Below are 26,031 nucleotides of genomic sequence, written 5' to 3'. Positions count from 1 at the left end.
CCTTATTTTGTGCTGGTGGCCAGCTGGCGCGCCGGCAGCAGCGCGTCCTTGACGACGATCGGTTTCGGGATCAGCTTCAGGCTGGAAAACGCATCGGCCACCCTTTGCTGCGAAGCGATAACGTCGACCGACACGGGTTTGACGCCATATGCATAGCGCGAGGCGGCCAGCGCCACGACATCCTTGCCCAACCCCGTCTGTGCCGACAGGATCGTCGCCACTTCGTCCGGGTTGTTGCGGCCCCAGTCGTCGACCTTGGCCACTTCATCGAGCACGATGCGCAGGATATCGGGATTTTTTTCCGCATACGTGCGCGAGGCGAGATAAAACTGGTAGTTCGCCACCAGGCCCTTGCCATCGGCCAGCACGCGCGCGCCCAGCTGTTTTTCGGCGGCCGCCAGGAACGGGTCCCAGATGGCCCACGCATCCACGCTGCCCCGCTCGAAGGCGGCGCGCGCATCGGCCGGCGGCAGGAACACGGGCTGGATGTCGGCATACGCGACGCCGGCCTTTTCCAGCGCCTTCAATAACAGGTAGTGCACGTTCGAGCCCTTGTTCAGGGCGATTTTCTTGCCCTTCAAATCGGCCAGTGTACGCAAGCCGGAACCCTTGGGCACGACGATGGCTTCGCTGGCCGGCGACGCCGGCTCGTTGCCGACGTAGACCAGGTTGGCGCCAGCCGCCTGGGCAAAGATCGGCGGCGCCTCGCCCACGGTGCCGAAATCGATGCTGCCCACGTTCAAGCCTTCCAGCAGCACGGGGCCGGCCGGGAACTCCGTCCATTTCACGCCCACGCCCTGCTCGGCCAGGCGTTTTTCCAGGGTGCCGCGCCCCTTCAACAGGGTCAAGGTGCCGTATTTCTGGTAGCCGATGCGCACCTGGAGCTCCCCTTTGGCCTGCGCCTGCGCCGCGACCGGCATGCCGGCCGCCATCACGCCGGCAGCGGCGGCAAACAGCAGGCCCAAAGTGGTACGGCGCGAGAGTCGTTGTGCGTGGCGGTGTGTCATGGCAATTCCTTGGTCGGTGATTAATCAGGCGGCTTGATAGTGGGACGCGTACGGCTGGTCTTGCAGCGAACGCACGGGGTGCGGGATCTCGGCTGGCGCAGGCGGGCGCTGTCCCTGCAGCACGAACAGGCCCGTGGAGAGTTCCTCGATGCCGGCCTGCACGCGGTCGGCAATCGGCGCGTCCAAGCTCAAGCCCCCTTCTTCATGCCACGCCAGTTGCTGGGCATTGGCATAAATGCTGGTGAAGACTTGCTTGGCACCCAGCGCATGGAGCACGGGACGCAACGCATAGTCGAGCGCCAGGGTGTGGGCATGGCCGCCGCCCGTGGCCAGCGGCAGCACCAGCTTGCCGGCCAGGCCATCTTGCGGCAGCAGGTCGAGGAAGGCTTTCAGTAACCCGGTATACGACGCCTTGTAGATGGGCGTGGCGATCACGATGGCGTCCGCGTCGGCCACGGCGCGCACGGCGCGGGCTATCGCCGTGTCATCGTAATCGGCCAGCAGCAAGGCGCGCGCCGGCAGGTCGCGCACATGCAGCTGGGCGTAGCTGTGGCCTTGCAGCACCAGCTGTTCGCCGATATGCAGCAGCAAACGGCTGGAACTCGATGGGAGTTGCGGGCTACCGCCCAATAACAAGATGCTCATGTGATGCCCGTCCCTGTAGGTTGTCGAAAGTGGCGTTGCTCGGATGCTTGCAGCCTATCGCCATCAGCCGCCCGGTAAAACGAATGCTTTCGCGCTTCGATATGCGTTTTTTGACTATCCGGGCCTGACGCCCCGCAAGCGAAGGCACCGGTCCGCGCATGGCTTTTTTCGCATATCCATGCGCGGTTTTCTTCGTGTACGGCGCACGCGGGGCGGTGCAATATCGGCGTCATCGTCTTTCTGGAATCTCACTCATGTCTAGCGTTTTTCTCCATGCCGCCCGTCCCCAGCCGCCTGTGCCGGAACCCCTGCAGGACGCCATCAGCATCGCCACGTCGCTGGCCGCGCGCCTGGCCGAAACGGCCAATGCCCGCGACCAGGCCGGCGGCCATGCGGCGCAGGAACGCGAATGGCTGCGCGAGTCGGGCTTGCTGACCTTGTCGATCCCCGTGGAATTCGGCGGCCAAGGCGCGTCGTGGCCCCTCGTGTACCAGGTGATCCGCATCCTGGCGCGCGCCGACAGCGCCCTCGCGCATGTCTTCGGCTTCCACCATTTGCAGCTGGCCGGCTTGCAGCTGTATGGCAGCGCCCAGCAGCAACGCCGCCTGCTCACCTTGACCGCCGACGAGCGCCTGTTCTGGGGCAATGCCTTGAACCCGCTCGACAAGCGGGTCACGGCCAGCGACAGCGATGACGGCTTTATCCTCGACGGCATCAAGAGTTTTTCTTCCGGTTCCGTGGGGTCCGACTGGCTGACCGTCTCCGCCTGGCATGCGCCCACGCAGACGGCGCTGATCGTCGCCCTGCCCACGCGCCAGGACGGCGTGACCGTGCAGGCGGACTGGGACGCCTTCGGCCAGCGCCAGACGGATAGCGGCAATGTGCACTTTCAGGCGGTAGGCCTGCCGCGCGACCTCGTGCTGCAGGCGCCCGCGCAGGTCCCCACGCCGCAAGCGACCGTGCGCTCCCAGATCGCGCAACTGATCATGAGCAACCTCTATCTGGGCATCGCCGAAGGCGCGTTCGAGGCGGCGCGCCAGTACACGGACGAACAGGCGAAAGCCTGGTTTGCCTCGGGCGTGGCCAAGGCAGCGGACGACCCCTTGGTGCAGCACCGCTATGGCCAGCTGTGGCTGTTGCTGCGCCCCGCGCAAGTGCTGGCCGACTTGGCGGCGCAGGAACTGGAAAAAGTGTTCCGCAAGGGCGCGCTGGTGACGGCGCGCGAACGGGGCTTGCTGGCCGTGGCCGTGGCTGAAGCCAAGTGCCTGGCGCACAAGGCGGGACTCGAGATCAGCAGCCAGATGTTCGAACTGACGGGTGCCCGTTCCACCTCGGCCCAGTATGGCTACGACCGCTACTGGCGCAACGTGCGCGTGCATACCCTGCACGACCCCATCGACTACAAGCTGCGCGACCTGGGACGCTTTGCCTTGACAGGCACGGTGCCCGAGCCGACCGCGTACTCGTAAAATCACGGCCTGGCGAATCGATACATTCACGCCGCAGGCTATTTAGCGGACTTCCGGGGTCAGTCGCTTCGCGATCGGAATACGTCCCATTGGACGTATTTCCCCCGGCGGGTCTGACCCCAGTTCTTCACTATGCAGGAGTTACCATGACCATCGCCCGCCGCAGCATCCTTCTCACTGCCCTGACCCTGGCCTTGACGGCCAGCTTCGCCCACGCCAAGGACCCGAAAGACATCACCATCGGCACCAGCGCCGGGCCGTATGCGGACCAGATCAAGCTGGGCATCAAGCCTATCCTGGAAAAACAGGGCTACAAGGTCAAGCTGGTGGAGTTCAATGACTACATCCAGCCGAACTTCGCGCTGGCCGAGGGTTCGCTCGACGCCAACGTGTTCCAGCACATCGTCTACCTGAAGAAATTCGCGCTGGAGCACAAGCTGGCCCTGACGGACCTGATCACGATCCCGACCGCGCCGATTGCCATCTACAGCAAGAAGCACAAGACCCTGGACGACGTGAAGGAAGGCACGACGGTGGGCTTGCCGAACGATCCGACCAACCAGGCGCGCGCGCTGGTGCTGCTCGACCAGCTGGGATGGATCAAGCTGCGCGCCAGCTTCGACCCCGTGCGCGCGTCGGAAAAGGATATCGCCGTCAACACGAAGAAAATCAAGCTGCTGCCGCTGGAAGCGGCGCAACTGCCACGCTCGCTGGGCGACACCGACTACTCCTTCATCAATGGCAATTACGCGCTGGCCTCGGGACTGAAACTGACGGAGGCGCTGGTGGCCGAGAAAATCTCGCCCAACTACATCAACCTGGTGGCAATCCGCACGGCGGACAAGGACAAGCAGTTCGCGAAAGACCTGGCGGCCGCCTACCGCTCGCGCGAGTTCCTCGACATCACAAACAAGCACTTTGCCGGCTATTCGAAACCCGATTACCAGCAAGCGTTGCAGACGGCAGCCAAATAAGCCATGGCAAAGACGATACGCTTCAACGCCTTCCAGATGAATACCGTCGGCCACCAGTCGCCGGGGCTGTGGACGCATGCGCGCGACCGCAGCCACCGCTACACGGATCCCGCACACTGGACGGAACTGGCCCAACTGCTGGAAGCGGGCCTGTTCGACGCCGTGTTCCTGGCCGACGTGCTGGGCGTGTACGACGTGTACCGGGGCAGCCTCGATGCGGCCCTGGAACACGGCGTGCAGGTGCCGCTGAACGATCCGCTGGCGCTCGTGCCCATCATGGCGCAGGCGACCACGCACCTGGGTTTCGGCGTCACCTGCGCCCTCACCTACGAACACCCGTATACGTTCGCGCGGCGCATTTCCACGCTCGATCACCTGACGGGTGGGCGCATCGGCTGGAATATCGTCACCGGCTATTTAGACAGCGCGGCGCGCAACCTGGGCTTGAGCCAGCAGCTGGGCCACGACGAGCGCTACGACCTTGCCGACGAATACCTGGACGTCGTCTACAAGCTGTGGGAAAAGAGCTGGGATGACGACGCCGTCGTCAACGACAAGGCACGCGGCATCTACGCCGATCCGGCCAGAGTCCATCCGATCAACCATGCCGGGCGCCACTACCAGGTGCCCGGCATCCATTTGTGCGAGCCGTCGCCCCAGCGCACGCCGCTGCTGTACCAGGCGGGCACCTCGCCGCGCGGCACGCGCTTCGCGGCGCGCCACGCGGAAGCGACCTTTGTCAGTGGCCCCAGCAAGACGGTGGTGAAACGCTACGCCGACGACTTGCGCGCCGCCGTGCGGCAAAGCGGACGCGATGGCGACGCGCTGCTGATCTACGCGCAGGCGCTCGTCATCACGGGCGCCACGGAAGAAGAAGCGCGCGCCAAGCACGCCGGCTACCTGCGCCACGTGAATATCGAGGCGGCCCTCGTGCTGCTGTCGGGCTGGACGGGCGTCGATTTCAGCCGCTACCCGCTCGACGCCACCATCGACTACATCGATTCCCCGGCCGGCCGCTCGGCGCTGGCCTCGTTCAGCCAGGCCGATCCGGATCGCACGTGGACGGTGCGCGAAGCGGCCGAATACATCGGCCTGGGCGGGCGCGGCCCCGTGCTGGTGGGCGATGCGCGCCAGGTGGCCGACCAGCTGGAAAGCTGGCTCGATGAAACGGGCATCGACGGCTTCAACCTCGCCTTCGCCGTGGCCCACGACAGCATGGCCGACGTGGTGGCCCACATCGTGCCGGAACTGCAGCGGCGCGGCCGCTACCGCACCCATTACGAGGAAGGCAGCTTGCGCCACAAGGTCTTCGGCCAGGGCCCGCGCCTGCCTGCCGATCACGCGGGACGCCTGGTCAGCATCGCACCCGCCGCCCTGGCAGCGGCCTGACATATCCAACTCCCCATTCAAGGACACCATGAAACGCAGAACCATCTTGCAACTGGCCGCCAGCGGCGCCGCCGTCGGCGTCTTGCCCACCCTGACCGAGCCCGGACTAAGGTGAAGTGAAATCCCGACTTCTTGCGTGTGGAGCGGCCGTGCAGAATAGATAAAAAAGCTCACCATAGGATTTCGCCAATTCCGCAATTCCAGACACTTTATGAGATGAGCTGCAGTCGGCGGTTAGCTCCGATAAAGGTCCCCTGCGGCTGGCCAGGTCACACTTACACAATATATAAAAATTCTACGCTCGATAGTTACTTCTGCTCGTCTAGCTCGGCAACTCGCCTATAGCTGTTCGCCATAGAGTAGAATTGGTTAGTCCTCTGACCAACGCGACCAAATGGATATTCCTGCTTTACGCGACCTACTTCGTCCTATCGTCGGCGATTTCAAAGATCACTGTACGAACACGTTTATACCGGAACGCTGCATTGAGTTAGGGCTACCAGTTCCGGACGACGTAGGCAGTAAGCGAGAACGATGGCACGCCGCTTTCGATGCTTTGGAAGATGTGGATGTCCCCCTCTTCGCACAAGAATTGGTCGACCGGGAGCACTTGAGTCCTCAAGTGCGTAATAACGTCCAAGACATCCTTTGGGGCGATACGCCAGTTGTTGTTATACCGAAACGGCACCGTCGCGACGTCGCACGTGCACTGCAATCACTCGTGCTCTTTCACCATTGGGATAGCTTTGCTCAACTGCTTAAAGATGTGTTTGTCATCTACGAGACAGTAAGCTGGGCATCTTTAAATGGCGAACCCACTGGAGTACTCGGAGAAATTTTTCGACATTTTGTCCGCAATGAAGAAGACGCCGACGTCGAATGGCTATTCGACTACCTGAATGCGTTTGATCTTTCTGACAATCGATTTAGTGTCTTTCTCAAAGGCCTCACCTCAGCAGATGTCCAAAGAGACATCGAGCACCAGATGTCTATCATAGCGGCGATGAACGTACCTCTTAAGGCATGTGGCGCAGAGATGCGTCACACAGACGAGCACGAAGGCTACCCTGTCTTCAACTTGGTAACTCTGCATACAACACTCACTCGGCCGAAAAACCTTATCTTCGCATCCTCCACCAAACCAGACATTCGTTTCCGAGACGCAGTAAACAACGACATCGAAATTGTGTCAAACGCAAACGACTGTCTCTTCTATGACAGGCCAATAGGCTTAGAAGGTCTGCGTTGGAAAGACTTGCAGCAATGGTGGGCCGATATGTCGATGGAAAAAGACCAGCAAGCTGCGAAAAAGACGTTGTACCAAAGACTATTATCTTGCTTGCCAAAATCTTCACCACCCCAGCGCTTACTGTTTACATCGTTCTACAGAGCATTCGGAAAGGAGATTCCCGATTTACCGGCGCTATTACCTGAGGTATGGCTGCACTGGGATCCTAAGACAGTGGCACAGCGTGGTGTGCACGCACTACTCAACCATCGTATGGACTTCCTTCTTCTTTTCCCTGGCGGTGCTAGAGTCGTAATTGAAGTTGACGGGGTTCAACACTACGCCGATGATACCTGCCGAGCTGACACGCGCCGGTATGCTAGATTGGCGGCAGGAGATCGGGAGCTCAAATTGGCAGGTTATGAGGTTTATCGATTTGGAGGGATTGAACTGCAATCCGCTGAGTCATCGATTATGGTTGAACAGTTCTTCAAAGCATTGTTTAGCCGCCATCACATCAAAGTGAACTAAGTTATGACCATTTCAGACGCCACGCGCCCATTACGACGTGGCCGCGCCCCGTCCCCGCCTGCGCACGCCGGTGGCGCACGCCGCATTGAAGGAGGCCATCCTGGGCGAACTGCACGCCGCGCACGCGATCTGAGGCTGGCTCGCCGCCCCAGTGACAAGCCTTGTCATTCATGTTAGCTTGCCATGGTAAAAACAAACAGGCGGCTACGTGCACCTTTCCTTACTTACCGTCCTCGCCATCCTGGCCCTCGGCCACAGCGCGGCGCACGCCGATGCGCCGGCCGACACCGGCCAGGCCGTCCACGTCAACAGCATCCGCAATCCGGAATTGAAATCCTACCGCGTGATGGCGGCCGGCCTCGATGCCTTTGACGACTACCATGCACTGGCGCCCAAGGCGCGCGAAGTGCGCTTCCAGCTGATCCCCGGCCCCGGCACTCCGGCGGACATCATGCAGGACGTGACCTTGCGCATCGCCGGCAACGACACCACGATCACCGTGCCCCTGTCGGCCGATGGCAGCTTTGTGCTGCCCCGCAGCGCGCAAGCCGACAGCGAAGATGCGGACCTGGTCACCAACAGGAAGCAAGGCCAGTTCCGCTGGCAGGCCAGCGTCCGCAGCGACGGTGTGCCGCCCGGCATGCGCCGCCTGGGCGACTTGCGCCTGCAATGCCAGGTGATGGTCGCCATTGCAAAGAAAGAGACGCCCTTCTTGATACGCACCCTGGTCGCCACCAAGCTGCGCACCACCGACTGGTGTTCCGCCGACGCGCTCAAGATGGGCACGCACAGCGATCCGGCCATCGCCAGCGCCACCCTGCTCGATGGGGAGCGCCGCGTCGCGCTGCAGGTAAAAAATGGCGGCACGTCCTTCCTGGCGCCCGTGGGCGATACCCGCTATGCGGACGATACCCTGATCGAACTGGTGTACAAGGACACTGGCGATGCGCCGCCCGCATCGTTGTGACGTTTGCGTCCAGCCCCGTTCCGTGTCAGCATACGCCACCCTGGCAACACGGATAAGGATCGCAATGCCCCCTACTCTTACACGCGTGCTGGCCATGGCCCTGCTGCTGGCCGGCCCCGTCGCCCAGGCGCAGACGCCGGGCTGCGACGTCTGCGCCACCTGGAACGCGGACCAGGCGCCGTTCCGCATCTTCGGCAATACCTATTATGTGGGTGTGAAAGGCCTCAGTTCCGTGCTGGTGACGTCGCCGCAGGGCCACGTGCTGGTCGACGGCGGCTTGCCGGAATCGGCGCCCAAGATCATCGCCAATATCGCCGCCCTGGGTTTTCGCATCGAGGACGTGAAACTGATCCTCAATTCGCACGGCCATATCGACCATGCGGGCGGCCTGGCCGAACTGCAGCGGCGCAGCGATGCGCTGGTGGCGGCCAGCCCGTCGGCCGCGCTGGACCTGGCGTCGGGCGAAGTGGGCCCGGACGATCCGCAATACCACGCGCTGCCCAAGTACCCGCCCGTCAAGGACATGCGCCTGGCGCGCGATGGCGGCCAGTTCAATGTCGGTCCCGTCAACGTGACGGCGCACGCCACGCCGGGCCACACGCCCGGAGGCCTGAGCTGGACATGGCAATCGTGCGACGGCCCCCGTTGCCTGAACATGGTCTACGCGGACAGCCTCAACGCCGTTTCGCGTCCCGGCTTCAAGTTCAGCGCCAGCAGTGAGTATCCGAACGCGGTGGCGGACTTGCGCCACAGCTTCGAGACACTGGAAAAACTGCCGTGCGACGTGCTGATCTCGGCCCACCCGGAAGCGTCGCAGCTGTGGGAAAGGCTGGAAGCGAGCGCCACGGCCGGCAGCGAGGCGTTCATCGACCCGCAGGCTTGCCGCGCCTACGTGGCGGCGGCGCGCACCGTGCTCGAGTCCCGCCTGGAGCAGGAAAAACAGCAGTGAGCTTGCCAACCGTGCACGCTGGCGCGGCGCCGATCTGCTACGCTGGCGCCATTCAATTGAAGAAGGATTGCCATGTTCACACTCGCCAGACTGATTCCTCTCGCCGCCATCGTCGCCATCACGGCCGGCTGCGCGCAAACGCCCGTGCGCAGCGACGCTGCCGCCGCCGCGCCGGGCGCCACCTCGCCCGCCAAGCCGGCGCCGAAGCTGACGGGCACGCAGTGGAAACTGAAGGAATTGAAGGGCAAGCAAGTGGTGCGCAAGGCGCCCGAGCAGCGCGAAGTGACCCTGCAGCTGGCTGAAGGCCGCGCCAGCGGCAACAGCGGCTGCAACCAGATGATGGGCAGCTACACCAGCGATGGCGTCAGCACCTTGAACTTTGGACAGATGGCCGGCACCATGATGATGTGCCAGCCGCAGGACATGGACCTCGAGCGCCTGCTGCTGGCCACCCTGGGCGAAGTCAACGGCTACCGCTACGCCGACCAGGAATTGCTGCTGCTGAAAGATGGCGTGCCCGTGGCGCGGTATGAAGTCCTGACCGCAAAGTAAGTAACTACAAGGCCAGGACTATCTCCTGGCATGAAGAGTGATCGAAAAACGTTCAGGGCAAGGCGCGGCGCCGCAGACAGTACGCTAGTACGCCAAGGCGCTGCAACGCCGCCATGGACGTTTTCTCGGCCACTCTTCAATCGTTACGCATCTGCGCCTGCGATACATTGCTGTTAGCTGGCACGCTCTGCGTCAGCCACACATTCCCCCCGATAGTCGATCCCGCGCCGATGGTGATGCGCCCCAGCACAGTCGCGCCCGCGTAAATGACCACGTCGTCCTCGACGATGGGGTGGCGCGGCGTGCCCTTGATCAGCGCACCGGAAGCATCCGCCGGAAAACGCTTGGCGCCCAGGGTGACGGCCTGGTACAGGCGCACCCGCTGGCCGATGATGGCCGTCTCGCCGATCACGACGCCCGTGCCATGGTCGATGAAGAACGAGGCGCCGATGCGCGCGCCCGGGTGGATGTCGATGCCCGTCAGGGTGTGCGCGATATCGGCGATCAGGCGCGCAAGGAATGGCGCACCGAGCGCGTGCAGCTGGTGCGCCAGGCGGTGGTACAAAATGGCGATGGTGCCCGGATAGCACAGCATGATCTCGGCCACCGAGGTGGCGGCAGGGTCGCCTGCGTAGGCGGCCTGCACGTCCGACACGAGCAGCGCACGGATATCGGGCAGGCTGGCGGCAAACGCGCGCGTGATGTCGCGCGCCTGCTGCGCCAGGGCCGCATCGTCGCTGGCGGCATCGCCCTCATCACCGGCCGGTACGGAAAAGAGCAAACCGCGCCGCACCTGTTCGCTGAGGCGGTTCAACGTGGTATTGAGCGTGTCGCCGACAAAGTAGTCGATGCTTTCGTCCGTCAGGTTGGGCCGCCCGTAATGCGTGGGGAACAGGGCCGCCGACAGGCCGTTGACGATGGTGGTCAGCGCTTCGCGCGACGGCAGCTCGCGCACCCTGCCGTTATGACGGATCTTGTGCTTGTCTTCGCGCGAGCTGCGCAAATCCTGGATCACGGGCCCCAGGTTCCACTGGGCCGTGTCGTCGGCGGGCGCCGCGGGATAAATGCTGTGCATGGGTATCGCTTCCAGAAAACGGCGAACAAGCCGGGTCGCCCCAGCTTAGCGGCCAGGCACTGCGATTCCAACGAAGAATTCCAAGATTACATATACGAAAAACGCATATCAACCGCGTGGCGGCCAGCGATCAAACCCGATTGTTGCCACTAGCGTAAAATGACGGACTAACAAAAACACTGTTTAACATGACTAAATTATTAACATGGATCTTGGCGGGCCTGGCGATGGTCGGACCGCTTGCAATTGACACCTATCTGCCGTCGTTCCCCGCCATCGTGCAAGATTTCAATGCCAGCCCCCTGCTGGTGCAGCAAACCCTGAGCTTTTTCCTGTTCACGTTCGCCTTCATGATGCTGTTCTACGGCACCCTGTCCGACTCGTTCGGCCGCCGTCCAGTGATTCTCGTCTCGCTGGTGCTGTATGTGATCGCCTCAGTGGGCGCCGCGCTGGCGCCGTCGCTGGGCTGGCTGCTGGCCTGGCGCGTGCTGCAGGGACTGTCGGCGGGCGCCGGTTCCGTGATCGGCCGCGCCATCGTGCAAGACCGCTATTCGGGCGCCGCCGCCCAGAAAATCCTCTCGCACATCATGATGGTGTTCGCGCTGGCGCCGGCCATCGCGCCCGTGCTGGGCGGCTGGCTGCAAGTGGGCCTGGGCTGGCGCTGGATCTTCTGGTTCCTCACGGCGTTCGGCGTGCTGATGTTCGTCGTCGTCTGGCGCGCGCTGCCGGAAAGCTTGCCGAAGGAGCAGCGCCAAGCCTTCCACCTGGGCGACATCGCCGTCAATTACTGGAAAGTGCTGTGCCACCGCCAGTTCCTGCTGCTGTCGACGGCCATCGGCGCCGCCTTTGGCGGCTTCGCCCTGTACATCGGCTCGGCCGCCTACTTCATCATCAACATCCTGCACCTGCCGGAAACGGCGTTTGCCTGGCTGTTCATTCCCCTGATCAGCGGCATGGTGTTCGGCTCGGCCCTGTCGGCGAAAATCGCCCACCGCTACAGCCAGCGCCAGATGATCTGGGCCGGCTTCATTCTGATGCTGGTGGCGGCCGCCGCCAACATCGGCTACAACTATGTCTTTGCCGCCGAAGTGCCGTGGGCCGTGCTGCCGCTGTTCTTCTATTCATTCGCCCTGTCCATCGCCATGCCGCCGATGACCCTGATGGCCCTGAACCACTTCCCCAACAACAGTGGCCTGGCCTCGTCGATGCAGTCGTTCATCCAGATGCTGCTGTTCGCCCTCGTCTCGGGCCTGGTGGCGCCGCTGCTGTTCGACAGCGCCTTGAACCTGGCGTATGGCGTGATGGCGGGGCTGCTGGTGAGTTTGGTTTGCTGGGTGTTTGCGCAAGGCAAAAGCAACGCGTAGGTCGGATTAGGCCCGGAGGGCCGTAATCCGACAACATTGTTGGCGGGTGACGTCGGATTACGCGCAAGCGCTAATCCGACCTACGGCCACGGCGCTGGCGTCACATCCAGGTACTGCGCCCCGCCCTGCTCCGGTTCCGCTTCATCCTTTTGCGACGGCTGGTTCAACGACCCCGCCGGCGAACGCAGACTCAAGATCTCCTTGCGCGTCTCGACGAAGTCGGCGGAACTGAGCGGGTGCTGCTGGTCGGGCCAGTGGCTGACAGCCCACTCCTGCAAGGCTTCGAAACGCCGCCACAGTTCGGCGATGAATTCGCGGCGCGCTTCTTCCTGTTGCTCGGGCGTCTTGTCGGCGCCTTCCCCGATAGGTACTTGCATGGCGGCTCCCTGGCTGATCAATCGTCCTGCCAGCCTACGCAGGGGCAAGCCATGCGTCTGTTCGCGAACGAACAAAGAACTTATTCCGGCATCTTGCGAAAGCCCACGGCCAGGCGGTTCCAGGTATTGATGGAGCCGATGGCCAGGGTGACGTTGACCATTTCCGCCGGCGTCAATTGTTCCGCCAGCGCAGCATAATCTTCATCGGACGCGTGATTCTGCGGCAGCAGGGTCAGCGCTTCCGTCCAGGCCAGCACGGCCCGCTCGCGCGGCGTGAAGAACGGCGTTTCGCGCCAGACGGACACGGCATACAAGCGGCGCTCCGTTTCGCCCGCCTTGCGCGCGTCGCTCGTGTGCATGTCCACGCAAAAGGCGCAGCCATTGATTTGCGAGGCGCGCAGGCGGATCAGCTCGAGCAGCGAGTGTTCGACGCCCAGCTTGGCGATCGCCGCTTCCAGCGCGTACATGGCCTTGATGGCATCGGGCGAGGCTTGCATGAAATCGAGTCGTTGCTGTGTCATGATGGCATTCCTTGATAAAGTAGAGATGCATCATTGTAGAAGCGCAAGAAGTACGTGCGGCAGGCCAATCTCCCCGAAAAACAGCAGACCACCAGCAGACACACCATGGAATTACATATCCTGATCGACGGCACGCGCGACCTGGGCGGCCAGCTGTACCGCCAGCTCAGCGAAGCCATCCGCTCGGGCCGGCTGACGGACGGCCAGCAATTGCCACCCTCGCGCCTGCTGGCCAGCCAGTTGGGCCTGTCGCGCAAGACGGTGTCCGACGTGTATGACAAGCTCGGCTATGAAAAACTGCTGGTCGGCAAAGTGGGCGTGGGCAGCTTCGTGCAGACGCCGCACGCCTCGCCGCAGCGCCGCCACGCCAGCGCGCCGCTGGCCAGCGCGCAGCGCATCGCCCGCTGGGAAGCGACGCCCACGCCCTTGCGCCGCGCCAGCCAGGAAACGCCGGCGCGCTACGCCTTCATCGGCGGACGTGCCACGCCCGCGCACTTCCCGCAGGATGAATGGCGCGCCTGCATGCTGCACGCGCTGCGCCAGGGTGGCCAGGCGCGCGGCCGTTATGGTCCTGTGGAAGGCTTGCCCGCCTTGCGCGCGGCGATCGCCGGCCATGCCGCCTTCAGCCGCGGCATCCATTGCACAGAAGAACAGGTGCTCGTCACCAGCGGCGCACAGCAAGCTTTGCACCTGCTGGCGCAAACCTTGCTGGAACCGGGCGACACGGTTGCCGTGGAAGAACCCGGCTACCCGGTGGCGCGCGCCGTGTTCGCCAGCCAGGGCGCGCGCGTGGTGGGCATTGAAGTGGACGAGGATGGCCTGATCGTCGGGCAAATCCCGGACGGCACGCGGCTGATCTATGTCACGCCCGCGCATCAATTCCCGCTCGGTATGCCGATGAGCATGGCGCGCCGTCACGCCTTGCTGGAGCGGGCTCAACAGCTGGGCGCCATCATCATCGAGGACGATTACGACAGCGCGTTCCGCTACGAGGGCCGGCCCGAGGACGCGCTGCAAAGCATGGACCGCTACGGCATCGTCGCGCACGTGGGCAGCTTTTCCAAGATCATGCTGCCGGAACTGCGGCTCGGCTATGTGGTGCTGCCGCAAGCCATCGTGGCCGCCGTGCAGACGGTGAAATACCTGAGCGATTGCCATACGGCCAGCCTGGGCCAGCATGCGCTGGCCAAGTTCATCGGCGACGGCCATTTGCTGCGCCACATCCGACGCTGCCACGACATCTATGCGGGGCGGCGCGAGCGTCTGCTGCACTGGTTCAACGGTCCGCTGGCGCCATGGTTCCGCCTGGTGCCGGCCAGCGCCGGCTTTCACGTGGCGGCCCTGGCCCAGGCGCCGCTCGATATCGCCGAATTGCAGCGCCGCGCGCGCCAGGCCGACATCAGCCTGTATGCGCTGGCCAGCTTTTACCATGGCCCCGCCCGCCACGAAGGCCTGTTCCTCGGCTATGGCGCCATCGACAAGCTCGATATCGACACGGCGCTGGCCAAGGTGCTGGCGATCCTGCAGGAAATAGCACCCGTATCCGTCAGCGCGGCTGCCAGCGGTAGTGTCCGGTAATCGGATAGCTGAACAGAATATTCTCCTCGCGCGCGCCCTCGCCGATGTTGTGGATGATGAGCGGCACGCCGCCCCACGACTGTTTGTCGCTGACGATGCCGATGTGCGTGAGGTTGCCCGGCAGGCGCCACGTGACGATGTCGCCCGCGCGGTAGGCGTTCGCCTCCTTGCTTGGCGGCAGGCTGGTGCCGTGGCGGGCAAAGTAGGTGCCCAGGTTCGGCACGCGGCGGTGGTCGATATTGCGGTCCGGTCCCTTCATCTGCCAGCGTCCCTGCTGCTGGTACACCTGCCACGCCTTGCGCATGTCTTCGTGTACGAGCACCTGCAAATCCTGCCCCAGCTGGCGGTAAGCGCGCACGACCACGTCCGTGCACACGCCCCGCTCGAGCGGCACATCGCCGCCCGGATAGGCGAGCCGTTCGTAGCGCGGATCGTACCGCACGGTCACGCCCACCTGCTTGCGGGCGGCGGCGACGAGGGCTTGCGGGGTGGCAGGGACTGCTGACGCCAGCATGGGCGCCAGGGCAAGCAACAGGGTGGAGAGCAGTTTGGTTGGCATCAACGTCAGTGTTCGGATGGAAATGCCAACTTTACCGCAGCGGCAAGGAAAACGCCGTACGCTTAGATGGCCGCCAGTAGCGCCAGGTGGCCAGGGAAATCCACGGCCGTGCCAGCCGCATTGATGGTGTCGAAGTAATCATGCCAGCCCGTGGCGGCGATGCCGGCCAGCAAGGCGTCCAGTGCCGCCTCGTCCGGGAAGCGCCAGACAGCATAGAATTGCCGGGCAGCCGCGTGCAGCTTGCCGCCATCGATGGCGCCCATGGCCAGCGCTTCGGCGCCCATGCCGGACAAGGCCGCCATGCCGGCGCCGACCCTGTCGAAATACGCCTGGCGCGCAGCGCCTTCGAGGGCCAGCCAGGCCGGTTTCGGGCTGTACAGTTCTAACAGATAATGCATATTTTCCTCCCAAGAATTAAGAAAGCGAGCGCTGGGCGCGCTTGCAGATGCGTTGCGTGGCAGCGGCAGGGGTTTCCAGCAGCCATTGCGCGCACAGGCTGCGCACCCAGTCCGGCTGGCTCTTGGCCGCATCGTTGAGCCAGTTGGCCACGGAATCCTGCACGTAGACGGCCGGGTCGGCGCGCAAAGGCTGCAGCACGGGCAAGGCCAGCTGCGGTTGCGCCTTTAACCGGGCGATATGCGCGCACCACACGCCGCGCGGACGCAGCGCTTCGCAGGCAAAGCGGCGCACTCTTTCCGACGGATCCGCCGTCCACGGCGCCAGCAAGGTGATGGCCTCGTCAAGATGCGCCGCCAGATGGGGACGCAGCGCCAGCCAGGCCCATTCACGCACGCCGAAGTGGCCATCGTCGGCCAGCGGCCGCATGGCGGCCAGCCGCTGCGGCAAGGTCAAACCAGCCTGGGCGGCGATGGCAAAGCAGACCCAGCCGCGTACCGTGTCGGAGGCGTGTCCTTGCAAAAGCGCCAGGTCAACTTGCGCGTCAAACAGCAATTGCGCCGCCAGCGCCATGCGCCTGGTGATGCCGTCTGCCGCCTGCGCGCGCATCTGCTCCAGGCGGGCGGCGGCGCCAATACCGGGCACGGCCGCGGCCAGCAGCTGGGCGAAATCGATGGCCAGCCCTTCCGTCAGGGTGGCGCTGGGCACATTGCCCCCGTTCAGCAGGGCCAGGCGCGCGGGCGCGATGTCGGCGATGCCGCGGCTCATGCGGCACCCCGGTCCGTCTTGCGCCAGGCTTTTTCCAGCAGCGCATTCAATAGCTGCATTTCTGCCGGCGTGAAATCGGCAAACAGGCTGGCGATCCACTGCGCGTGCTCATCGACCAGGGTCGCGGCGGCCGCTTCTCCCTTGGGGCTCAGGCGCACCAGCAGCTTGCGCCGATCAAGCTGGTCAGCATGGCGCGCGAGGAAACCGTCGCGTTCCAGGCCGTCGAGCAAGCCCGTGATGGTGCCGCGCGTCACGCCTGCCCGCTCGGCCAGTGCGTGCGGCGAAAGTCCGTCGGGCACGTCGCGCAACAGAGACAGCAGCACAAATTTCCCTTCCGACAAGCCATGCCGGCCCAGGCGCACAGCGCAATCGCCATCGATGGCGGACGCCAGGCCCAGCACTTCAAAACACAGGCGCAAGCGTCCGATCGATGCCTGCGTGTGCGCGCCGAGCGCGCGGCGCTGCACGTCACCGAGCAAGGCCGTGTATTTCTGTTCGAGTTTTATCATATGGCGCAATATAATATGGCGCCATATTAAATGTCAAATGGAAAACCGTGCTGGTTTTCCTGTCGGCTCAAAGGCGGGCTTTGTCCCTCGCCCACGCGACGATGGCATTGGCATCGATGGCGCCCGGCTGGCGCGCCACTTCCACGCCCTTGCGAAACAGGGCCAGAGTGGGAATGCTGCGGATATTGAAACGGCTGCCCAGGTCCGGCGACGCTTCCGTATTCACCTTGACGACGCGAAACGCCGGCTCCAGGGTCTTGGCGGCTTGCACATAGAATGGCGCCATGCTGCGGCACGGGCCGCACCACGGCGCCCAGAAGTCGACCAGCACGGGAATGTCGCTGCGTTCGATATGCTTGAGGAAACGGGCGCTGGCCAGGTCCACGGGCTGGCCCGTGAATAAATCCTTCTGGCACTTGCCGCAAGTGGGCTGTTCTGCGAGCCGCGCGGCCGGCAGGCGGTTGACGGCGTCGCAATGGGAGCACACGATGTGCAGGGAGTCTGGCGTGGTGGTCATGGCATTCCTGGAAAGCATAGCGTCAAGTTGACGGCTATTCTACGGGGAATTGCCGCGCGCCGCAGGCAGGCTGCGGCGCTTGTCCCGCTTACAGGAACAGCGAGGCGGCGATGGCCCACATGACGAGGGCAATGATGCCGTCGAGCACGCGCCAGGCCATGGGCTTGGCAAACACGGGCGCCAGGTAGCGGGCGCCAAAGCCCAGCAGGAAGAACCACAGGGCCGACGCCATGATGGCGCCGCCGGCGAAGTAGAAGCGTCCCACGCCTTCATGCTGGCCGCCGATCGAGCCGAGCAGGATGACCGTGTCGAGGAAGGCGTGCGGATTCAGCAGGCTGAACGCCAGCGCCGCGCCGATCACGGCCCAGTAGCCTTCGGGCGACTTGGCGGCCGACACCGTCAGGGCCGTTGGGCGCCAGGCGGACTTGGCCGCGCGCAAGCCGTAGGCGATCAGGAACGTGGCGCCGCCGGCCTTGGCCCACAGCAGGAAATTCGGGTTGTCGGCGATGAACGTGCCCATGCCGGCCACGCCGGCCGTGATCAATATCGCGTCGCACACGAGGCAGACCAGGATACAGGTGAGCACGTAGTGGCGCTTCAAGCCCTGTTTGAGCAAAAAGGCGTTTTGCGTGCCGATGGCCACGATCAGGCTCGCGCCGAGCCCCATGCCTTTCAAGAAGATTGCGCTGTCCATATCGATTCCTTTATTGCTTTCCATCGCGCGCACGGCCGCCCACGCTCTGCCGGCAAAGGCAAAGTCATCAGAGGTAGGTGGAGGGTGGTGCGGAACCAGGAGGACCGCGCGGCAGAGTGGAGTTGTTACCCTATTTCAACAGTGTAAAGAAAAAGTAAATATAAGTATAATGAATGATTTTAACCATATATAAGAGAAACTTATGCGTGTCGTCGATTACCGTGGATTGGCCGCCCTCGACGCCGTGATCGGACTGGGCAGCTTTGAAAAGGCCGCGCAGGCGCTGGCGATCAGCCAGCCGGCCGTGTCGCAGCGCATCCGCACCCTGGAAAATCTGGAAGGCACCCTGCTGATCATCCGCAGCCACCCGCCCCTGCCGACGGAAGCGGGCCAGCGCCTGATCGCCCATTACCGGCAAGTCAAGCTGCTCGAAGCGGCGCTCGACGCCCAGCCCGGCCCCACCACGCAATTGCCGGCGCTGGCCATCGCCGTCAACGCCGACAGCGCCGCCACCTGGATTCCGGAAGCGCTGGGGCCGCTGCTGTTGCCGCCGTCCTGCCTGCTTGATATCCGCCTCGACGACCAGGACCACACCCTGAGCCAGCTGCGCGAAGGGCGCGTGTTTGCCTGCGTCACCAGCGCCAACGACCTGGTGGCCGGCACCACGGCCACGCCGCTGGGCGGCATGCGCTACCTGTGCGTGGCCTCACCAGGGTTCGCGCAGCAGTGGTTTCCCCATGGCTTTACGGTGGAAGCCGTCAGCCAGGCGCCCGCCATCACGTTTGGCAGCAAGGATGCGCTGCACGAGCGCTACCTGCAGCACCGGCTCGGCTACACGGGCCGCTATCCGCACCATGTGCTCGGTTCTGCGCGCGACTTCGTACGCTTCATCGAAGCGGGCTATGCTTATGGCATGGTGCCTTTGCTGCAGGCGGAAATGGCGCTGGCCGCCGGCCGGCTCATCGACGTGGCGGCCGGGCAAGCGCTCGACGTGCCCCTGACCTGGCATGCCTGGGATATCCAGACGCCCCTCACGCGCACGCTGTCGGACGCCGTCATCGCCACGGCGCGCAAATGGCTGTTACAGGATTGATTGACGCATGCAACATTTATCTATGCTAGAGAGCAACTTTCCCGTGTGCGCCCTGCCCAGCCTGGCCTACACTGCAAGCATCATCCACCAACATCGGGAGCTTGCATGACGATCCTGCGCACCACCCTGCTCGGCGTGCTGGCGGCCATCCCGCTCGCTGCCGGCCTGGCCGCCTGCTCGCCCTTGACCGCCATCAATGCCTTGTCGTCCGGCAGCGCCTCGCAAGTGACGCGGGGCCTGGCCTACGGCCCCCTGCCACGGCAGAAACTCGATGTGTATGCCCCCAAGGCCCGCACGGGACCCGTGCCCGTCGTGGTGTTCTTTTATGGCGGTAACTGGACGACGGGCGAACGCGCCGACTATGCCTTCGTCGGCCACGCGCTCGCTGCGCGCGGCTACCTGGCCGTGATCACCGATTACCGGCTGTATCCGGACGTGCACTACCCCGAGATCTTGCAGGATGCGGCCCGCGCCGTGGCCTGGGCCGCGATGGAATCGCGCCGCCATGGCGGCGACCCGACGCGCCTGTTCGTCATGGGCCATAGCGCCGGCGCCTACAATGCGGCCATGCTGGCGCTCGACGCCAGCCTGCTGGCGCGCCACGGCATGCGTCCGCACGACTTGCGGGGCTGGATAGGCCTGGCCGGCCCCTATGATTTCCTGCCCATCGAAAACACCACGACCCGGCCCGTCTTTTTTTACCCGGACACGCCCGCCGCTTCGCAGCCGATCCACCATGTGACGGCCGACGCCCCGCCCGCCCTGCTGATCGCCCCGCTGCCCGGCAAGGACAAGCTGGTCAATCCGCAACGCAACACGGGCGGCCTGGCCAGCGCCTTGCGGGCGCTGCACCGGCCCGTGACGGAAACCTATTTCGACCACGTGGGCCACGCCACCTTGGTCGCCACGCTGGCCGGCCCCTTGCGCAGGCTGGCACCCACCCTGGATGCCGTCAGCGCCTTCATCGATGCGAACAGCGGGACCGGGAGCGGTGATGCGGCCTCGTCCGCAGTCTTGTCCGCGGTCTTGTCAGATACAGCCTTGCCGGCAGGCATAGCCTTGCAGCCTCACGTACCTGGCGCGGCCATGCCGGCGCCTGAGCCGCACGCCTACGACAAAACGCCCGCCCCATGAAGGGCGGGCGTTCTGCCTGAACCAATACGCACGATACCGCGTGCCGTCTGGCCGCATAGCAAGGCTCGGCCCTCGCGATGCGGCTCAGCTGCAAGCAGCCTCGTGCTTACTCTTTGCGGCTGGCGCCGCTCTTGCTTTGTGCAGAGCCCGCTTGCGAGGCGCTGCCGCTGGCCGAGCCTTCGCTGCCGGCCGACTGCTGGCTGCCCTGGTGGCTGGCACTTTGCAGGCTTTGACCGTCACGGCTTTGCGCGCCACGTTGCTGGTCGCGGTTGGCGCCGTTTTGCTGATAAGCCTGGAACGGTTCGGCCATGCGCTGCATCGCTTCCTGCTGCTTGCGCACGTTTTTCTCCGTTTCTTCCGAAGCGGTGCGGGCCACTTCTTCGGCCAGGGCCTTGGCGGTACGGCTCGTTTCATTCACATGACGCTCTGCCACATTGGCCAGTTCGACCTGCGTATCGGCGGCCAGGCGCGACACCTGTTGCTGGTACTTGCGCAATTGCTCGGCGGCTGGCTGGCCCGATGCGGCAGCCACCTGGAACGCATCTTCAGCGCGCTCGACCGTCAGCAGGTTCTGGCTGGTAACCGTGGTTTCTTCCAGCAAGCCTTGCGCCAGCTGCATGTTCAGGTCACTGAACTGCTGCATCGATTGAAACAGCGACTTCGACAGGCCATTGAAAAAAGCCAGTTGTGCTTCCAGGTGGTTTTTGGCGGCGGGGGTAACACTACGGGAATATGGATACATGGAGTTCCTCATTAAATAGCGGTTGGGTGGACATATGGCGGCACCACCGGCTGTCGAACGGGTGAGGCAGACGGCCGGGCTACGCCACGAAACGCGAAAAAACATATCCGGTTGGTGGGAAGATGCTTTGCAACGCGAGTCCCAAGGCTACGTGAGCACCGCAGGTGAGGGATGATCTGGATCAAAGGTGCGCCAGGCAGCGCAGAAAGTTTGTACTGGACAGCTTGCCCTTGGCAAACGTCAGTAACAGAGGGAGATATTTGTGCCAGGCAGGCTCAGCCAACGGCGCCCGTGCCTGGCACGACGGGCTTGTAGCCATGGCTGCGCAGCGAGGCTTCCAGCCAGCGGTTGCCATACCAGCCGCGCGCCAGCAGGTAACTGAGTTCCGCGCCGGCCATCAGCAGCATCATCGGGCCGATGCGCATTCCGGTGGCGAGATGACTGCCAAACCACAGGCAGGCATCCATCGCCAGCATGAGCAGCAACAGCCACCAGCGGCGCTTGGCGACGGCCCAGAACGAGCCCAGGAACAGGGCCGGCCAGGAAAAACCCGCTTTGACGTAGGCATAGCGGCCGGCATCGTCGGCAAACAGGGTGGCGCTGTGCTTCATGCTGCTCTCTTCAGGTAATGCCCGGCGTCAAGACTCGGGACGGTGGCAGACGGCTTCGACATTGTGGCCATCGGGCCCCAGCACGAAAGCGCCATAGTAATTCGGGTGGTACAGGGCGCGGATGCCTGGCGCGCCATTATCCTTGCCGCCCGCTTCCAGCGCGGCCTTGTAGAATGCGTCCACCTGGCCACGGTTGTCCGCCGCGAAGGCCAGATGCATGCCGGCATGCGGCTTGTCGCCCACGCCGAACCAGAAATCGGGCTTGCCATCCTTGCCCATGCCAACCCAGCCCTGCTCTTCCATCACCACCGATACGCCCAGTGGCGCCAGGGCGGCCGAAAAGAAGGCCTTGCTGGCCTGTGCATCGCTGACATTCAAACCGATGTGATCAAGAATCATGGTGGCGCTCCCTGGAGGTAGTGGAATAGAAAATACAGTATGCGCCAATATTGCCTTTTAGGCAATCACGACTGTATATCCGCCGCAGTTACTCCAGGAAGCGCCATGCGCCAGCCTAGCGCAGGTTGCCCGTATGGCCGAGCGAATAGCGGCCCGGCTGCGGCCACACGGTCAGGCCGTGCGGCTCCTGGCCGACTTTGACCTTGGCAACGTCGCCGCTGTTCGTATCGATGCGGTAGACCACGTCGTCGAAACGGCCGGACAGCCACAGATACTTGCCGTCGGCGGACACATTGCCCATGTCGGGGCTGCCGCCGCCGGGAATCGGCCAGTTCGACACGACTTTTTCCGTTGCGAAATCGATCACGCTGACGCTGCCCTTGCCCTTCGCCTTGCCATGGATGCGGTGCGTGCCGCGGTTGGCCACGTACAATTTCTTGCCGTCACGGCTAGGGTACAGACCGTGCGCGCCCACGCCCGTCTGGATGAAGCCGATTTCCTTCAGGGTGGCGCCATCGACGATGTGCACGCCGTCGGCGTCCATGTCGGCGATAAAGAATTTCTTGCCGTCCGGCGAGATCCGTATGTCTTGCGGCATGCCTTTCTTGACGCTGCAGATTTCATTCGCCGGGCCGCCTACAGGACCGGACTCGGCAAAGCGCTTGGCCGGCATCTGCAATTTCAGGTAGCCGTCGACCTTGCGGCCCACCAGATCGATCTTGGCGATGGTGCCGTCGAACTCGCAGGTGAACATGGCGTAGCGGCCGTCATTCGAAAAGTCCGCATGGTTGATGCCGCCGCACTGGGGCGTGTCGATCGAATACTGCACGGCCATGGTCTTCGGATCGCGGAAATCGAGGCGGTGGCGCGCTTCGGCCACGACGATGGCGGACTTGCCATCGGGCGTGTAGTACATATTGTAGGGGTCATCGACGGGCACTTCCTTGCCCGGCTTGCCCGTCAACGGGTCGATTGGCGTCAAGCTGCCCTTGTCCGTGCGCTCGGCATTGTTCGCCACCCACAGGGTGCGCAAGTCCCACGACGGCACGACGTGCTGCGGGCCGCTGCCGACCTTGAACTTGTCGACCACTTTCAGGCTCTCCTGGTCGATCACGTACACATCGTTCGAGCGCAGATTGGGCACATAGACGCGGCGCAAATGATCCTTGACGACGGGGCTCATATTGCTGCTGGCGATGCTGCCGTACACGTTTTTCGGATCCACCAGCGGCGGCATGCCCGGCAGCGGCGAATAGGCGGCGGCCGGCGCTACGGCGGCCGGGGCCGGCGTGCTGGCGCCGATGACCTGGCTGGCCACGCCCAGGCCGGCCAATGCGGCAGCCAGGGCGGACAAGGTGACGATGGTGCGTCGTTGAGATTTTTTCATGTAATTTCGCGTCGTTTCGTTGCAAAAGCTGGAAGTTCAGCACTTCCAGCGGAATTATTTAGTACGTTGCAGCAGCTGCTTGATGGCGGCCACCGACGTGTCCACCTGCAGCTTGATACCGATCTGGCCCAGCTCCGCCGTCGCCCGCGAGGCATCGCCGCGCACGCCGTCCGCCACGCCGGGCTTCGGCCCGTGCGCCATGGCCTCGCTGCGTACCAGCGACGGGTCCGTCGCCAGCATCAGCGCCGCGTCCGCCAAGCCCGCATGCAGGCCGATCTCGGCGCTGCTGTGGCCGCGTTTCTGCAGCTCGGCAATATACGCCGATTGCGTGATGTCATAGTAGTCGAGCAAGGCGTAAGCGCGCGCATCCTTGGCGGTGGCGGCTTTGCCCCAGGCACGGTTGAGCTTGTTGGCCACGTTCTGCTCGTTTTTTTGATAGCCGCCATGGTCGCCGAGAAAGATGATGTCGCGGAAACCATGCTGGCGCAGGCTGGCGGCCGCCCCTTCCAGCACGGCTTCGAAAGCGGCGGGCGGTATCGAGATGGTGCCGGCAAAGCGCATGTGGCCGGCCGGCGGAACAATCGCACCTTCGGGCACATAGGAAACGACGGGCGCGACAATGGTATTGCCCAGCTTTTGCGCAATCTGCCGCGCCAGCAGCCCGGCACGCACATTGTGCTTGCCCAGCGCGATATACGGCCCGCTCTGCTCGACGCCACCTATCGGCACCAACACGGTCGTGGCGCCGTGGTCGATACGGCTGCGCAACTCCGTGCTCGTCAGCTCTTCCAGCATCACGCTGCTGCTGGCGGGCGCAGCCGCCATCACGGACGCGGCTGGAATCAGGCAGAACAGGGTCAGGGCAAACAGGGAGCCGAATGGCTGGGACCGACTCGATGGCGCGCAAGGCGCAAGAGGTACATTCGGCAGGGGGAACTGCAGAGTCATAAGCAAACATCTTTCCGAGGTCAAAGGCGCCGTGCCCGGCATTGCCAGGCAAGCTGGCTGCCACGCAAGAATTGTATTCCATCATGAGGGGAACGGCACGTTAATTTGACGCGGCAGTTTGCAAGGAATTGACGAGGGGAAACTATCTATCAGGCTGTTGTCGCGCTGGCCCCGCCGCTTCACCATCATGGGGAGTCTCGTTGCGCTTCTCGGCATAGGCCTTGAGCGAGCGCATCGTCCTGGGAAGCCCGTCCCGGACTTGCCTGGCAACGCCTGGCCCGAACAAAAAGGCAAGCGCTCCCGTAAACCACACGCGGTGAACGACTTCCGATCCGCCATCTGCGGCAACCACCGTGTGCTCGAAATGGATGCGGAACAAAGGGATGTAGCCTTCGACGGTGAACGAACGGCCCGCGGAGCGCTCCGTGACGAGCATGGGAATGCCCATCCCCTTGCTGGGAACGATACGGCCATGTGTTCCCACCGCAAATGGCCCATTGAGCCGGGCTTGCTTTGTATCCGGATCCCACTGATGCCATCGGTCGACCTCGCTCCAAATCTGATCGACGACCGTGGGCGGGACTGCAATGTGGATGCTTTCTTCGATTTGCATCAGTGGGTATCTCCCTATTAATATCAATATAATTGCATTCTGGCTATACAAACAAATGACAAGGCATGTATCCACACCTGGGCACGATGCTACCCTAGAAACGCTGGCCAAGAGCCCTTAGATTTTGAAAATTATGAATGCAACACATTGGAGAGTTCAGGAGCTACAGCATCACTCGGCCGATATTGCCTGGCTGGATGCCGAGGAAGCTCGCCGTGCCTATGATTTGGTTGGTCTTCATGACTCGAAGACGCATCCCGGCCTGAACGTTGACACCGTCGATTCAATCGAGCGGCTCGCCTCCGGAGACGATGTGGCCGTCGCAAGCAGCTGGTTACGTGCTCGTGTGCCGGGAATTCAGCAGGTCGTCGTGGTGTTTGGAGAAGACGCATGCTTCGTCTGCAGCAGTGCGTTCCTGATCGAGAACTGGTCGGATATTTTTGTGCCGTCACGTGACGACGCGATGATCTATTCGAAGGACACGCCGCTTATCCTGTTTTATTGCCATGAGAATCAATTCGAGGTGGGGCAGCGGATTGTCTTTGATTGAACGGCCATAAGCCGTCATTGAAAGGAAAAAAATGAACAGCACTGATGGGAAGTTACGAGGTTCATGCCATTGTGGCTCTGTACGATTTCAAGTTCGACTTAGCGACGGACTCAATACGGCACGGCGCTGCAACTGCTCCTATTGCCGCATGCGCGGTGCGATAGCAGTTTCTGCGGCGCTTCAGGATATAGAGATCACTTCTGGAGAGGAATTGCTCACGCTCTATCAGTTTCACACCATGCAAGCGAAGCACTATTTCTGCTCAAAATGCGGGATATACACACATCACCAACGCCGGTCAAAACCCGATCAATTCGGGATCAATGTGGCCTGCCTGGAAGGAATCAGCCCGTTTGACTTTGAAGAGGTAGCAGTCAACGAAGGCCGACTCCATCCAAAAGATAAACTTGCTGGAGGCGGACCTGACATCGCTGGATACCTGCGCTTTTTCCCTAATACCTCCATTAAATGAACCGGAGCGGTCA

30 protein-coding genes are annotated in these 26,031 nt (G+C 63.1%); 13 read left to right on the top strand and 17 right to left on the bottom strand.

The features are described from left to right. Positions 1-2: 2 nt before the first annotated feature. A complete protein-coding gene (locus AC54AG_RS15715) occupies positions 3-1,007 on the bottom strand; it encodes a sulfonate ABC transporter substrate-binding protein (RefSeq protein WP_496630888.1) in 1,005 nt (334 codons plus the stop codon). Positions 1,008-1,031: 24 nt separating this feature from the next. Next, complete coding sequence (gene ssuE / locus AC54AG_RS15710; protein WP_496630886.1) at positions 1,032-1,652, bottom strand: NADPH-dependent FMN reductase; 621 nt, start codon at positions 1,650-1,652, stop codon at positions 1,032-1,034. 254 nt (positions 1,653-1,906) lie between these two features. Here ssuE and AC54AG_RS15705 point away from each other — a divergent pair, with 254 nt between their 5' ends. From AC54AG_RS15705 to AC54AG_RS15675, 7 genes are all read left to right on the top strand, one after another. Continuing rightward, positions 1,907-3,121, top strand: coding sequence for an acyl-CoA dehydrogenase family protein (locus tag AC54AG_RS15705; protein ID WP_496630884.1), 1,215 nt, complete (start codon positions 1,907-1,909; stop codon positions 3,119-3,121). Positions 3,122-3,267: 146 nt separating this feature from the next. Then, entirely contained in the window at positions 3,268-4,095 is an 828-nt protein-coding gene (locus tag AC54AG_RS15700; protein ID WP_219328278.1) for a MetQ/NlpA family ABC transporter substrate-binding protein, read from the top strand. Between the two features lie 3 nt (positions 4,096-4,098). Next, a complete protein-coding gene (locus AC54AG_RS15695) occupies positions 4,099-5,484 on the top strand; it encodes an LLM class flavin-dependent oxidoreductase (protein WP_496630882.1) in 1,386 nt (461 codons plus the stop codon). Between the two features lie 394 nt (positions 5,485-5,878). Then, positions 5,879-7,243: an AbiJ-related protein gene (locus tag AC54AG_RS15690; protein ID WP_331777753.1), complete on the top strand. Its 1,365-nt coding sequence runs from the start codon at positions 5,879-5,881 to the stop codon at positions 7,241-7,243. Between the two features lie 208 nt (positions 7,244-7,451). Next, positions 7,452-8,210 (top strand): hypothetical protein, encoded by a 759-nt coding sequence (locus AC54AG_RS15685; protein WP_496630880.1) that lies wholly within the window; start codon positions 7,452-7,454, stop codon positions 8,208-8,210. Between the two features lie 64 nt (positions 8,211-8,274). Next, complete coding sequence (bla, locus tag AC54AG_RS15680) at positions 8,275-9,159, top strand: subclass B3 metallo-beta-lactamase (protein WP_496630878.1); 885 nt, start codon at positions 8,275-8,277, stop codon at positions 9,157-9,159. Positions 9,160-9,231: 72 nt separating this feature from the next. Then, a complete protein-coding gene (locus AC54AG_RS15675) occupies positions 9,232-9,711 on the top strand; it encodes an META domain-containing protein (RefSeq protein WP_496630877.1) in 480 nt (159 codons plus the stop codon). Between the two features lie 136 nt (positions 9,712-9,847). Here AC54AG_RS15675 and epsC read toward each other — a convergent pair whose 3' ends face one another. Continuing rightward, on the bottom strand, positions 9,848-10,786 hold the full coding sequence (gene epsC, locus AC54AG_RS15670) for a serine O-acetyltransferase EpsC (protein WP_496630876.1): 939 nt from the start codon (positions 10,784-10,786) through the stop codon (positions 9,848-9,850). 188 nt (positions 10,787-10,974) lie between these two features. On the opposite strand from epsC, the gene AC54AG_RS15665 reads away from it, so the two are divergent. Then, entirely contained in the window at positions 10,975-12,150 is a 1,176-nt protein-coding gene (locus AC54AG_RS15665) for a multidrug effflux MFS transporter (protein WP_034757161.1), read from the top strand. Between the two features lie 80 nt (positions 12,151-12,230). On the opposite strand, the gene AC54AG_RS15660 is transcribed toward AC54AG_RS15665, so the two are convergent. After that, positions 12,231-12,527: a hypothetical protein gene (locus AC54AG_RS15660; RefSeq protein WP_051991917.1), complete on the bottom strand. Its 297-nt coding sequence runs from the start codon at positions 12,525-12,527 to the stop codon at positions 12,231-12,233. 80 nt (positions 12,528-12,607) lie between these two features. Further along, positions 12,608-13,048, bottom strand: a complete 441-nt coding sequence (locus AC54AG_RS15655; protein ID WP_072454686.1) for a carboxymuconolactone decarboxylase family protein — start codon at positions 13,046-13,048, stop codon at positions 12,608-12,610. Positions 13,049-13,153: 105 nt separating this feature from the next. Between AC54AG_RS15655 and pdxR the strand changes: the two genes are divergently transcribed. Then, positions 13,154-14,626, top strand: coding sequence for a MocR-like pyridoxine biosynthesis transcription factor PdxR (gene pdxR / locus AC54AG_RS15650; protein ID WP_072454687.1), 1,473 nt, complete (start codon positions 13,154-13,156; stop codon positions 14,624-14,626). Here pdxR and AC54AG_RS15645 read toward each other — a convergent pair. The 6 genes from AC54AG_RS15645 to AC54AG_RS15620 all read right to left on the bottom strand — a co-directional run bounded on the left by AC54AG_RS15645 (position 14,595) and on the right by AC54AG_RS15620 (position 18,069). Beyond that, a complete protein-coding gene (locus tag AC54AG_RS15645) occupies positions 14,595-15,185 on the bottom strand; it encodes a DUF1287 domain-containing protein (RefSeq protein WP_496630874.1) in 591 nt (196 codons plus the stop codon). The two genes, pdxR and AC54AG_RS15645, sit on opposite strands and share 32 nt — an antisense overlap. A gap of 62 nt (positions 15,186-15,247) precedes the next feature. After that, entirely contained in the window at positions 15,248-15,583 is a 336-nt protein-coding gene (locus AC54AG_RS15640; protein WP_496630873.1) for a DUF6616 family protein, read from the bottom strand. A 16-nt stretch (positions 15,584-15,599) separates the two neighbouring features. Beyond that, positions 15,600-16,349 (bottom strand): DNA alkylation repair protein, encoded by a 750-nt coding sequence (locus AC54AG_RS15635; RefSeq protein ID WP_496630872.1) that lies wholly within the window; start codon positions 16,347-16,349, stop codon positions 15,600-15,602. Further along, positions 16,346-16,855, bottom strand: a complete 510-nt coding sequence (locus AC54AG_RS15630) for a MarR family winged helix-turn-helix transcriptional regulator (protein ID WP_496631009.1) — start codon at positions 16,853-16,855, stop codon at positions 16,346-16,348. The genes AC54AG_RS15635 and AC54AG_RS15630 overlap by 4 nt, the downstream gene beginning before the upstream one ends. 70 nt (positions 16,856-16,925) lie before the next feature. Beyond that, positions 16,926-17,375, bottom strand: a complete 450-nt coding sequence (gene trxC / locus AC54AG_RS15625; RefSeq protein WP_496630871.1) for a thioredoxin TrxC — start codon at positions 17,373-17,375, stop codon at positions 16,926-16,928. Positions 17,376-17,463: 88 nt separating this feature from the next. Continuing rightward, positions 17,464-18,069, bottom strand: a complete 606-nt coding sequence (locus tag AC54AG_RS15620) for a LysE/ArgO family amino acid transporter (protein ID WP_034785705.1) — start codon at positions 18,067-18,069, stop codon at positions 17,464-17,466. 202 nt (positions 18,070-18,271) lie between these two features. Between AC54AG_RS15620 and AC54AG_RS15615 the strand changes: the two genes are divergently transcribed. Then, positions 18,272-19,162 carry a LysR family transcriptional regulator ArgP gene (locus AC54AG_RS15615; protein WP_496630869.1) on the top strand — a complete coding sequence of 297 codons (891 nt, stop codon included), beginning with the start codon at positions 18,272-18,274 and terminating at the stop codon, positions 19,160-19,162. Between the two features lie 105 nt (positions 19,163-19,267). Continuing rightward, entirely contained in the window at positions 19,268-20,296 is a 1,029-nt protein-coding gene (locus AC54AG_RS15610; protein ID WP_496630868.1) for an alpha/beta hydrolase, read from the top strand. Positions 20,297-20,402: 106 nt separating this feature from the next. Here the strand turns inward: AC54AG_RS15610 and phaP are convergent, their stop codons facing one another. From phaP to AC54AG_RS15580, 6 genes are all read right to left on the bottom strand, one after another. Next, positions 20,403-21,038, bottom strand: coding sequence for a TIGR01841 family phasin (gene phaP, locus AC54AG_RS15605; RefSeq protein WP_034757122.1), 636 nt, complete (start codon positions 21,036-21,038; stop codon positions 20,403-20,405). Positions 21,039-21,313: 275 nt separating this feature from the next. Further along, positions 21,314-21,649, bottom strand: coding sequence for a hypothetical protein (locus AC54AG_RS15600; protein WP_051991844.1), 336 nt, complete (start codon positions 21,647-21,649; stop codon positions 21,314-21,316). Positions 21,650-21,676: 27 nt separating this feature from the next. Continuing rightward, the gene (locus AC54AG_RS15595) at positions 21,677-22,048 is read right to left on the bottom strand and encodes a VOC family protein (protein ID WP_485879596.1); all 372 of its coding nucleotides are present in this window, start codon (positions 22,046-22,048) and stop codon (positions 21,677-21,679) included. Positions 22,049-22,163: 115 nt separating this feature from the next. Further along, positions 22,164-23,435, bottom strand: a complete 1,272-nt coding sequence (locus AC54AG_RS15590; protein ID WP_496630866.1) for a YncE family protein — start codon at positions 23,433-23,435, stop codon at positions 22,164-22,166. Between the two features lie 54 nt (positions 23,436-23,489). Next, a complete protein-coding gene (locus AC54AG_RS15585; RefSeq protein WP_496631008.1) occupies positions 23,490-24,383 on the bottom strand; it encodes a creatininase family protein in 894 nt (297 codons plus the stop codon). A gap of 142 nt (positions 24,384-24,525) precedes the next feature. Continuing rightward, positions 24,526-24,996: an SRPBCC family protein gene (locus AC54AG_RS15580; protein ID WP_219328262.1), complete on the bottom strand. Its 471-nt coding sequence runs from the start codon at positions 24,994-24,996 to the stop codon at positions 24,526-24,528. Positions 24,997-25,129: 133 nt separating this feature from the next. Between AC54AG_RS15580 and AC54AG_RS15575 the strand changes: the two genes are divergently transcribed. Then, on the top strand, positions 25,130-25,546 hold the full coding sequence (locus AC54AG_RS15575; protein ID WP_496630865.1) for a hypothetical protein: 417 nt from the start codon (positions 25,130-25,132) through the stop codon (positions 25,544-25,546). Positions 25,547-25,577: 31 nt separating this feature from the next. After that, a complete protein-coding gene (locus AC54AG_RS15570) occupies positions 25,578-26,018 on the top strand; it encodes a GFA family protein (RefSeq protein WP_496630864.1) in 441 nt (146 codons plus the stop codon). Positions 26,019-26,031 lie beyond the last annotated feature (13 nt).

Source organism: Janthinobacterium sp. BCJ23 (genome assembly GCF_059617945.1).
The sequence above is the reverse complement of the archived record's forward strand: the minus strand, read 5'-3'. Positions and strand labels throughout refer to the sequence as shown.